Genomic DNA, 10,712 nt, shown 5'->3' with positions numbered 1-10,712 from the left:
TCGGAGGTATGCCGGTAGCCGCCTCCACCCCCATTGAGCTGATTGAAAACGTGTACGCCACCCTGGACGAGCGGGTCGACGCCGCCCGGGCGCGTTTTGGCCGGGAACTAACTTTGGCCGAGAAAATCCTGGTCAACCACCTTGACGACCCCACTGTCACCCCGGAGCGGGGAGCCACCTACGTGGATCTGCGCCCCGACCGGGTGGCCATGCAGGACGCCACCGCCCAGATGGCGTGGCTCCAGTTCATGACCGCCGGGCTCGACGAGGTGCAGGTGCCCACCACCACCCACTGCGACCACCTCATATCGGCCCGCATCGACGCTAAGCGAGACCTGGCCGCCGCCCTCGACAACAACGAGGAGGTGTACGACTTTCTGGAGTCGGTGTGCGCCCGCTACGGCGCCGGGTTCTGGAAGCCGGGCTCGGGGATCATCCACCAGGTGGTGCTGGAGCAGTACGCCTTCCCCGGCGGCATGATGATCGGCACCGACAGCCATACCCCTAACGCCGGTGGTCTGGCCATGGTGGCGGTGGGCGTGGGCGGCGCCGACGCCGTGGATGTGATGACCGGATTCCCCTGGAACGTGCGCTGGCCCAAGCTCATCGGCGTCCACCTCACCGGCGAGCTCGACGGCTGGGCCGCCCCCAAAGACGTGATCTTGAAGGTGGCCGAGATCCTCACCGTGGCCGGCGGCACCGGCGCCATCGTGGAGTACTTCGGGCCGGGCGCCCACTCGCTGTCGGCCACCGGCAAGGCCACCATCTGCAACATGGGGGCCGAGATCGGCGCCACCACCTCGCTGTTCGCCTACGACGACGCCATCGCCCGCTACCTTAAGGCCACCGGCCGCGAGGCCGTGGCCGACGCGGCCAACGCCGCAGCCCACAACCTGCGCGCCGACGACGCCGTGCTAGGCGACCCCGGCGGCTACTTCGACCGGGTGGTGGAGATCGACCTGTCGAAGCTGGGACCGCACATCAACGGTCCCCACACACCCGACCGGGCCCGCCCGGTAGGCGAGCTGGGGGCCGAGGCCAAGTTGAACGGCTGGCCTCTGGAGGTGAGCGCCGCCTTGGTGGGGTCGTGCACCAACTCGAGCTACGAGGACATCACTCGGGCGGCCAGCATCGCCCGCCACGCCGCAGCCCACGGGCTCACCGCCCAGTCGCCCCTCATGGTCACCCCCGGCTCCGAGCAGGTGCGGGCCACCATCGAGCGCGACGGCCTGTTGGCTGACCTGGAGGCCATCGGGGCCACCGTTTTGGCCAATGCCTGCGGACCGTGCATCGGCCAGTGGAGCCGCGACGACGTGGCCGAGGGCACCCCCAACAGCATCGTCACCAGCTACAACCGGAACTTCCCCAAGCGCAACGACGGCTACGCCTCCACCAACGCCTTCGTGACCTCCCCAGAGACGGTGGTGGCCCTGGCCCTGGCCGGCACGCTGGACTTCGACCCGGCCAACGACACCATCACCGCCCCCGACGGCACCGAAGTGGCGCTCATGGTGGGCCCGGGCACCGAGCTTCCCGACCAGGGCTTCGACCCCGGCGCCAGCGGGTTCGTCGCCCCGCCCGCCCACGGCGGCGCGGTGGAGGTGCGGGTGTCGCCCGACTCGGAGCGGCTCCAGCTGCTTGAGCCGTTTGCCGCTTGGGACGGCGAGGACTTCACCGATCTGCCCGTGCTGCTCAAGGCCCAGGGCAAGTGCACCACCGACCACATCTCCATGGCCGGGCCGTGGCTGCGCTATCGGGGGCACCTGGAGAACATCTCCGGCAACCTGTACCTGGGAGCGGTTAACGCCTTCACCGGAGCAGTCGGCGAGGGAAAGAACCAGCTCGACGGCTCCACCGGGTCGTTCCCCGACGTCGCCGCCGCCTACCACGCTGCGAGCCAGCGCTGGGTGGTGGTGGGCGACCAGAACATCGGCGAGGGCTCGTCACGGGAGCACGCCGCCATGGAGCCCCGCTTCCGGGGGTGCGCGGCAGTGATCGCCCGGTCGTTCGCCCGCATCCACGAGACCAACCTCAAAAAGCAGGGCGTTTTGGCCCTCACCTTCTCCAACCCCGACGATTACGACCACATCGGCGAGGACGACCGAATCTCGATTCTCGATCTGGCCGAGCTGGCCCCCGGCACCCCCGTGCGGGTCCAGGTGGCCAAGCCCGACGGGACCACCATCGAGATCACCACCGAGCACACCCTGTCGCGCGATCAGATCGAGTGGTTCCAGGCGGGCAGCGCGCTGAACCTGATCCGCCAGCGAACTAAGGGCTGACCGGGCCCGCCGCCCCAGCCGCTATGGACATCCGCTCCCACCGCTGACCGTAGATTTGCCACTATGGACATCCGCCAGCTCGATGCATTGTTGGCGATAGCCGAGCACAAGACGTTCTCCAAAGCGGCCCGGTCGCTGCACACCGTGCAGTCCAACGTGTCCAAGCACATCGCCCGATTGGAGGAGGAACTGGGCACCCGCCTGGTGGACCGCGACGCCGGCACCCTCACCGAGGAGGGGGAGGCGGTGGTGGCGAGAGCCCGGCGCATCCGGGCCGAGACCGACGCCATCGCCGACGACATGGCCGCCATGCGCGATGACATCTCCGGCGTCACCCGGCTGGGCATCATCGATTCCACCGCCCGATGGCTGATCCCCATCGTGCTGCCCGCGCTGGAGGCCACCTATCCCAACATCCGGCTCCAGGTGCTGACCGCCACCACCACCAGCCTGCTCCCCCAGGTTGTGGCCGGGCACCTGCACAGCGCAGTGGTGAACCTGCCCCTGCGCGAGTCGGAGATCCGGGTTGAAGAGCTGTTCGAAGAAGACCGCCTGCTCATCGCCCCGCCCGACCACCCGCTGGCCCGCAAATCATCAGTCACGCCCACCGAATTGACCAGCCATGAGCTGCTGTTGACCCCGGAGGGCACTGCCTTTCGGGACGAGATCGACTCGGAGCTCAAGAAACAGGGCGTGGTGCTTACCACCCGGGCGGAGATCGACGGCATGCGGATGATCGCCACCCTGGTCCACGACGGGTTCGGCGCGGCCATCCTGCCGGCCACCGCCGCTCCCGACGACGGCCCGTGGCGGCGCATCCCCATCACTGGCTTGGTCCCCCGCTCGGTGGGCATGATCTTCAGTCGCCAGGTCGCCCCGTCGGCCATCACCCGGGCGGTGCGCGACGTGATCTTCGAGGTGGTGGGCACCCACGGCTATGACCAGGCCGGGGTGTACCCGAGCTGAGCCCAGTGCGAGACTGATGCCGACCATGTCTGATGCCACGACTGCCACCGGGAATCGCCCGAACAGGGTCCCGCTGCGGGCCGGGTCACCGGGATCGGCCCGAGCCTGGCTGGACTCCTACGACGGCCGGGAATGCGTGGCCTTCGAGGTGGAGGACAACGATGCCGACCGCGGGGCCCTGAGCCCGGCCGACAGCGAGACTCTGGAGCGGGCGGCCCAGGAGGCCCTTCTGCGCCGCCTTCCCTTGGTGGGATTCATCTCCTCATCGGGCGCCGACATCGACTCGGGCATCGCGGCCACCATGGGATGGGGACGGGTGGCCAAGGCGGTGGTGAACTGCTCAGGACAGGTGCCCATCATTTTCTGCGCCACCGGTCCGGCCGTATCGGGGCCCGCCCTGCTGCTGGGCCTGGCCGATATCGCCATCGCCACCGAAGACAGCTACGCCTTTGTTTCCGGACCTCGCATGGTTACCCAGTTCACCGGAGAGGCCATCAGCAACCAGACCCTGGGCGGCGCCGGACAGCTTTCCCGCCGCAGCGGTGTGGCCGCCTTCCTGGTGGAGGACAAAGAGGCCGCCTCGGATCTGGTGGGCGCGCTGTTGAGCCTGCTGCCCGCCCACGCCGACGAGCTGCCCCCCCGCTGGCCCATTGACGACCCCATCGATCGCCCCACCCCGGAACTGCGCGACCTGCTGCCCGAATCGCCGCTGGGCAGCTACGACGTGCGCGACGTGGCCCGGGCGGTGGCCGACGACGGCGACCTTTTGGAATACAAAGCCGACTGGGCCGCCAACCTGGTGTGCGCCTTCGCCACCGTGGCCGGTCGCCCGGTGGGGATACTGGCCAACCAGCCCCAGAGCCTGGCCGGCACCCTCGACATCGCGTGCAGCCAGAAGGGCGCCCGGTTCGTGTCGTTCTGCGACGCCTTCAACCTGCCGCTGGTCACCTTTGTGGACACCTCGGGCTTCCAGCCGGGCAAGGACCTGGAGTGGCGGGGCATCATCCGCCACGGCGCCCAGCTGGCCTTCGCCTATGCCCGGGCCACGGTGGGCCGGGTGAACGTGACCCTGCGCAAGTCCTACGGCGGGGCCTACATCGTGATGGACTCCCGTCACATGGGCAACGACATCGCTTTGGCCTGGCCCTCAGCGGAGATCGCGGTAATGGGCGCCCGGGGAGCGGTGGAGATCGTCCACCGCCGGTCCAGCCCCGAGGAGCGGGCCGAGCTGGAGGCCGCCTACGAGGAGCGCTACCTGAACCCCTACATCGCGGCCGAGCGGGGCTCGATCGACGCGGTGATCGACCCGGCCGACACCCGGGCGGAGGTGGCCGCGGCCTTGGAGCTGCTGGAGTCCAAGCGGGAGGCCCTCCCCCGCCGCCGCCACGACAACACCCCCCTTTGACATCCCTCTTCGACCCCAGCGAAGCGCTCTCCCTAGGGCCATCGCGGCATCCTGGGGTATGCTGCGGCAGCGCCGGAGGGAGCAGGGAAAGGAGCCGTGCGTGCCTGAGTCCATAACAATCACCGACAATCGGACCGGTGAGGCAATAGAGGTTCCGATTGTCGACGGTGGTGTGGATGCCGCAGCGTGGCGCAAACTACTCCCCAACGTCTGGTTCTTGGATCCTTCCTTCAGCACTACTGCGGCCACTACCAGCGCGGTGAGCGAGGTGGACGGCGAGAACGGGATCCTTCGCTATCGGGGCTACCCCATCGAGCAGCTTGCCGAGCACTCCACCTATCTGGAGGTGGCCTACCTGTTGCTCCACGGCGAACTGCCCACCCCCGGCGAATACGCCGTGTGGATGGACGAGATCACCCACCACACCTATATCCATGAGCGCTTCCGCAAGCGGTTCATGGAGTCGTTCCTCCACGACGCCCACCCCATGGGCATGTTCGTGTCCACCATCGCGGCGCTGTCCACCTTCTATCCCGAGGCCAAGGAGATCGAAGACCCCGAGAACCGCATGCACCAGATTGTGCGGCTCATCGCCAAGGTGCCCACCGTGGCCGCCGCCGGGGCCCGGTTCAACACCGGCCTGCCGTTCGTCTACCCCGACAACAATCTGGACTTCGCCTCCAATTTCCTGTCGATGATGTTCAAGATCGCCGAGCCCACCTATGAGTGCGATCCAGCCTTCAGACGGGCGCTCGACCTTTTGCTCATCACCCACGCCGATCACGGGCAGAACTGCTCCACCAGCACCGCCCGGGTGGTGGGCAGCGCCCATACGGACCCCTACTCGGTGATCGCCGCCGCGGCCTGCTCGCTGTACGGACCCCGCCACGGCGGAGCCAACCAGGCCGTCATGGAGATGCTCGACGAGATCGGCAGCTACGAGAACATCGACCCGTTCATCAAAGCGGTCAAAGCCGGCCAAACCCGCCTGATGGGGTTCGGCCACCGGGTGTACAAGAACTACGACCCCCGGGCCCGGATCATCAAGCAAGCGGCCTATGACGTGTTCGAGGTGACCGGCTCCAACCCGCTGCTCGACATCGCCCTCAAGCTGGAAGAAGTGGCCCTGGCCGACGACTACTTCGTGAGCCGCCGGCTGTATCCCAACGTGGACTTCTATTCCGGCCTCATCTACCAGTCGATGGGCTTCCCCACCGAGATGTTCACCGTGCTGTTCGCCATCGCCCGCACCGCCGGCTGGCTGGCCCACTGGGTAGAGCTCCTCGAACAAGACAGCCGCATAGCCCGACCCCGCCAGGTCTACACCGGCTCCAAAGAGCGCAACTACACGCCAATTGGCGAGCGCTCTTAGTAAGCCGACATCAATCCGTCGCGAAGGGCGGTGAGCAGTGCGGCCGCTCCGATGGCCGCTGTCTCCGAGCGCAGTACGGATGAGCTGAGGCGGATGGCGCCTAGTTGGTGGCGTTCGGTTTCTGACCAGCCGCCTTCGGGGCCTATGAGGACGGTGGGGTGAGTGAGGGATGGGGGGGTGCCGGTGATGTCGGCTCGGATGGTGCCGGGGTGGGCGGCGAGGGTGGCGAAGTCGGTGGGCTCGCCGATTTCGGGGAGGCGGACTTGGCGGCTTTGCATGGCTGCTTCTCGGGCCACTCGGCGGAGGCGCTCGGTGTGGCGGGTGGCCCGGTCAGCTTCCCAGCGAACCACGCTGTGCTCGGCGGTGAACGGGACGATGGCGTCGACGCCCAATTCGGTGAGCTTTTGCACCACCAGCTCGGGGCGGCCTCCTTTGATGAGGGCGAAGCCGATGGTGAGGGGCGGCTGGGGGGTCTCCACGAACACCACCTCGCCGATTGGCTCAGGCTCGCCCTCAGGACCGGACCCCAGGCGGCACACCCGCCATGAACCTGCCCCATCAGAAGCAGTGAAGGGGTCGCCGGGCCGCAGCCGCAGTGATTTCGTTAGATGGTGATAGTCCTCGTCGCGCAGCTCGGGGCGTTCTAGGTCTTCGACGAATACGTGGGGGCCGTCACTTCCGCCGGGCTTCACGGCGTCGCTTCCTCGTGGTGGGCGCCACCTCTTCGCCCCGCAGCTCGGCTAGCTGGTGGAGCAGGTCGATCTCCTCGTCGCTCAACCCGGTGGGGGTCTCCACAACCGCCTGTACCAAGAGATCTCCCCGGCCCCGGCCCTCTAGGCGGGGCACGCCTCGGCCTCTGATGCGGAACACCTGACCGGTCTGGGTGCCGGCGGGGATGTCCAGATCCTCCACGCTGTCGAGCGTCTCGTACTTGATGTTGACCCCGAGGGCGGCTTGGACCATGGTCAGGTTGAGGTGATCAACCAAATGGTCGCCCTCGCGCTCGAAGCGGGGGTGAGGTCGCACCTCGATGTGCACGTACAGGTCGCCGGGAGGGCCGCCCCGAGGCCCGGCCGCGCCCCGGCGAGCCACTCGCAGCGTTGACCCGTGGCCCACACCGGCGGGCACGGTCACCGTGTAGTCCCGGTCGCCCACTACCCGGCCATCGCCCCCGCACTCACGGCACGGGTCGGAAATCACCTCGCCGGACCCCGAGCAGGTCTCGCACACCGTGCGGGTCACCATCTGGCCGAGAATCGACTGGCGCACCCGCTGCACCTGGCCCATGCCGTCGCAGGTGCCACAGGTGACCGGCTGGGTGCCCTCAGCTGCGCCCCGGCCGTCGCACGATTCGCACACGGTGGCGGTGCGCACGGTCACCTCGGCGTCGGTGCCCAGCACCGCCTCTTCGAATTCGAGGGTCAGCACCGCCTCGAGATCGGCACCCCGCTGCGGACCGGTCCGCACCCGCCCGCCAGCAGTGCCAAACGGGCTGCCGCCAAACGGGTTCGAGCCCCCAAAAAAGGCGTCGAATATGTCGTTCAGGTTCATGCCCGAGAACGGGTCACCCCCACCGGCCGCTCCCGGCGCGGTGCCGAAGCGGTCGTAGTGGGCCCGCTTTTGGGGGTCGCTCAGCGTCTCATAGGCCAGTGCGATCTCCTTGAACCGGGCCTCGGCTTCGGCATTGTCGGGGTTGGCGTCGGGATGGTATTGGCGGGCGAGCTTGCGGAACGCCTTTTTGAGGTCGTCCTCGGTGGCGTCTCGGCCCACGCCGAGCAGCTCGTAGAAGTCAGAAGCCATGGGTTAGGGGGCCGACAGCCTGTGGCCCAGGTTCTGGCTCACCACCGCCACCGCCGCCAGTGCCTGGGGATAGTTCATGCGGGTGGGGCCCAGCACCCCGATGGAGCCAACCGGCTGGCCGGCGACTTCGTAGGGGGCCACGATCAGCGAGCACTCGGCCAACGGCGCCACTCCGGTTTCTGAGCCGATGGCCACCGTGAGGCCTCGATCCAGGATGTCTCTCACCAACGACACAACCACCAACTGCTTCTCCAGTATTCCCAGAACCGAGCGAACCGTCTCGGTGGCGTCGAACAGCCCGGCCACGCTGGCCGCCCCGCCCACGTAGAGCTGCTCCTCGGCGTCGCTGAGATCGGCCAGCGAGTCAAGCACCCGGGCCGCCAGCGGAGTCAGGGCATAGGCCAGCCCGCGATCTCGCAGGGCACCGGCCGGGCTTCCCGCCAGCAGGTCGGTGAGCTGGGTAGACGCCCGTGCCATCTCCATCGAGTCGGCCGGCCGGTCCACCTCGATGGTGCGCTTGTCCACCGACCCGTTCTCGTACACCACCAGGGCCATCACCAGACGCTCCGACAGGTCCACCAAGTTCACCGACCGGATGGTGGCGGTGGAGTGCTGGGGGGCCACCACCAAGGCGGCATAGGCGGTGAGGTCGGCCAAAAGGGCGCTGGTGTCGGCCAGCATCTGCTCGAGCTCGCTGTGGGTCGTGTCGAAGAAAGCTCGCACCTGTTGGCGCTCAGTGCGGCCCAGAGTGCCGGACACATCGGTGAGGGTGTCCACAAAATGGCGGTAGCCCTTCTCGGTGGGAATGCGGCCCGCACTGGTGTGGGGCTGGCTCAGGTATCCGGCCTGCTCCAGGGCCAGCATCTCGTTGCGGACCGTGGCCGGGGAGACGCCCAAGTCGGCCATCTCAGAGACATGGGAGGAGCCCACGGGCTGGGTGGTGGAGATGTATCCCTCCACCACGGCCCTCAGCACCGCGGCCTTGCGGGCCGAGAGCGTCTCGCCTTGGGTTCCCATAAGGCTTGAATACTACCGGCCTGGCCCGATGGGCCACCCAGCAGACGCCGACCGGATCGCCTCAATCGTCGAGCCGAAGGGCGGAAATGAACGCCTCCTGGGGCACGTCCACCCGGCCGATGGCCTTCATCTTCTTCTTGCCCGCCTTCTGGTTCTCCAACAGCTTGCGCTTGCGGGTCACGTCGCCGCCGTACAACTTGGCGGTGACGTCTTTGCGGAAGGCCTTCACCGTCTCGCGGGCGATGATCTTGCCGCCGATGGCCGCCTGGATGGGCACGTCGAACTGCTGGCGGGGGATCAGCTCCTTGAGCTTGGTGGTCATGCGCCGGCCATAGGAATAGGCCGAATCCCGGTGGACGATGGAGCTGAAGGCGTCCACCGGCTCGTGCTGGAGCAAGATGTCCACTTTGGTGAGGTCGGCCGCGGTGTAGCCGTCGGGCTCGTAGTCGAGGCTGGCGTAGCCCTGGGTGCGGCTCTTGAGCTGGTCGAAGAAGTCCACCACCACCTCGGCCAGCGGCAGCCGGTAGGCCAGCTCCACCCGCTCGGGCGACAGGTACTCCAGCTTCTTCATCTCTCCCCGGCGGGCCTGGCACAGCTCCATGAGGGTGCCGGTGTGGTCGGCGGGCGCGATGATGGTGGCGGCTAGCATGGGCTCTTGGATGCCCCGGATCTCGGCTGCCGGGGGCATGGCCGAAGGGTTGTCCACCTCCAGCTCATCGCCGTTGTCCAGCTCCACCCGGTAGGCCACCGAGGGTGCGGTGGCGATGAGGCTGAGGCCGAACTCCCGCTCCAGGCGCTCCCGCACGATCTCCATGTGGAGCAGCCCGAGAAAGCCGCAGCGGAAGCCGAACCCCAGGGCGCCCGACGACTCGGGCTGGTAGTTGAAGCTGGAGTCGCTCACCCGCAACCGCTCCAGGGAGTCGCGCAGGGCGGCGAACTCGTCGCCGTCGATGGGATAAAGGCCGCAAAACACCATCGACTTGGGCTCCTGGTAGCCGGCCAATGGGTCGGCCGCGCCGTCGCGGGCGGTGGTGACGGTCTCGCCTGAGCGGGCCTCGGCCACGTTCTTCATGCCGGCGATGAGGTAACCCACCTCTCCCGGCCCTAGCTCGTCGATCGGCGTGGGCTGGGGGCTCCATACCCCGATCTCGTCGGCCTCCCGGTCGGTGCGGGCTTGCATGAATCGGATCTTGGCCCCCGAGCCCAGCCGCCCGTTCATCACCCGCACCGAGCTGACCACCCCTCGGTACTGGTCGAAGTGGGAATCGAAGATCAGCGCCTGGAGCGGGGAGTCGGGATCGCCCACCGGGGGCGGAGTGCGGGCCACCACCGCGTCGAGCAACTCGGCCACGCCCTCGCCGGTCTTGGCGCTGATGTGCAGCACGTCTTCGGCGGCGATGCCCAGAACCTGCTCGATCTCGGCGGCCCGACGCTCGGGCTCAGCGGCGGGCAGGTCGATCTTGTTGAGAGCAGCCACCACTTCGAGCTCGTTCTCCATGGCCAGGTAGCAGTTGGCCAGCGTCTGGGCCTCGATGCCCTGGGCCGCGTCCACCAGCAGGATCACCGACTCGCAGGCCGCCAGAGATCGGCTCACCTCGTAGCCGAAGTCCACGTGGCCGGGGGTGTCGATGAGGTTGATCACATGGCCGTCGTGGTCGAGGCGGACGCTCTGGAGCTTGATGGTGATGCCCCGCTCCCGCTCCAGGTCCATGGAGTCGAGGTATTGGGCGCGCATCTCCCGGGGGTCGACCGCCCCGCAAATCTCCAGCATGCGATCGGCCAGCGTGGACTTGCCGTGGTCGATGTGGGCGATGATCGAGGTGTTGCGGATTCGAGAGAGATCTAGGGACACGACAACCAGAAACGCTAC

8 protein-coding genes are annotated in these 10,712 nt (G+C 67.8%); 4 read left to right on the top strand and 4 right to left on the bottom strand.

The genetic code is table 11. The features are described 5' to 3' along the window. Window positions 1-8 precede the first annotated feature (8 nt). From ACOGJC_RS14460 to ACOGJC_RS14445, 4 genes are all read left to right on the top strand, one after another. Window positions 9-2,282: an aconitate hydratase gene (locus tag ACOGJC_RS14460; RefSeq protein WP_419845699.1), complete on the top strand. Its 2,274-nt coding sequence runs from the start codon at window positions 9-11 to the stop codon at window positions 2,280-2,282. 63 nt (window positions 2,283-2,345) lie between these two features. Continuing rightward, entirely contained in the window at window positions 2,346-3,248 is a 903-nt protein-coding gene (locus ACOGJC_RS14455; protein ID WP_419845698.1) for a LysR family transcriptional regulator, read from the top strand. 25 nt (window positions 3,249-3,273) lie between these two features. Then, entirely contained in the window at window positions 3,274-4,653 is a 1,380-nt protein-coding gene (locus ACOGJC_RS14450; protein ID WP_419845697.1) for an acyl-CoA carboxylase subunit beta, read from the top strand. A 58-nt stretch (window positions 4,654-4,711) separates the two neighbouring features. After that, window positions 4,712-6,025, top strand: a complete 1,314-nt coding sequence (locus ACOGJC_RS14445) for a citrate synthase (protein ID WP_419845696.1) — start codon at window positions 4,712-4,714, stop codon at window positions 6,023-6,025. Here ACOGJC_RS14445 and ACOGJC_RS14440 read toward each other — a convergent pair. The 4 genes from ACOGJC_RS14440 to lepA form a co-directional block, all read right to left on the bottom strand. Continuing rightward, window positions 6,022-6,717 carry an RsmE family RNA methyltransferase gene (locus ACOGJC_RS14440; protein ID WP_419845695.1) on the bottom strand — a complete coding sequence of 232 codons (696 nt, stop codon included), beginning with the start codon at window positions 6,715-6,717 and terminating at the stop codon, window positions 6,022-6,024. The two genes, ACOGJC_RS14445 and ACOGJC_RS14440, sit on opposite strands and share 4 nt — an antisense overlap. Continuing rightward, complete coding sequence (dnaJ, locus tag ACOGJC_RS14435; RefSeq protein WP_419845694.1) at window positions 6,698-7,825, bottom strand: molecular chaperone DnaJ; 1,128 nt, start codon at window positions 7,823-7,825, stop codon at window positions 6,698-6,700. Before dnaJ ends, ACOGJC_RS14440 begins: the two co-directional genes overlap by 20 nt. A 3-nt stretch (window positions 7,826-7,828) precedes the next feature. Further along, the gene (gene hrcA, locus ACOGJC_RS14430; RefSeq protein WP_419845693.1) at window positions 7,829-8,842 is read right to left on the bottom strand and encodes a heat-inducible transcriptional repressor HrcA; all 1,014 of its coding nucleotides are present in this window, start codon (window positions 8,840-8,842) and stop codon (window positions 7,829-7,831) included. Between the two features lie 61 nt (window positions 8,843-8,903). Further along, the gene (gene lepA, locus ACOGJC_RS14425; protein WP_419845692.1) at window positions 8,904-10,694 is read right to left on the bottom strand and encodes a translation elongation factor 4; all 1,791 of its coding nucleotides are present in this window, start codon (window positions 10,692-10,694) and stop codon (window positions 8,904-8,906) included. Window positions 10,695-10,712 lie beyond the last annotated feature (18 nt).

This window comes from Candidatus Poriferisocius sp. (assembly GCF_965204015.1).
Classification (GTDB): Bacteria; Actinomycetota; Acidimicrobiia; order Acidimicrobiales; family Bin134; genus Poriferisocius.
Note: the sequence above shows the minus strand (reverse complement) of the source record. Positions and strands in the feature narration are given on the sequence as shown.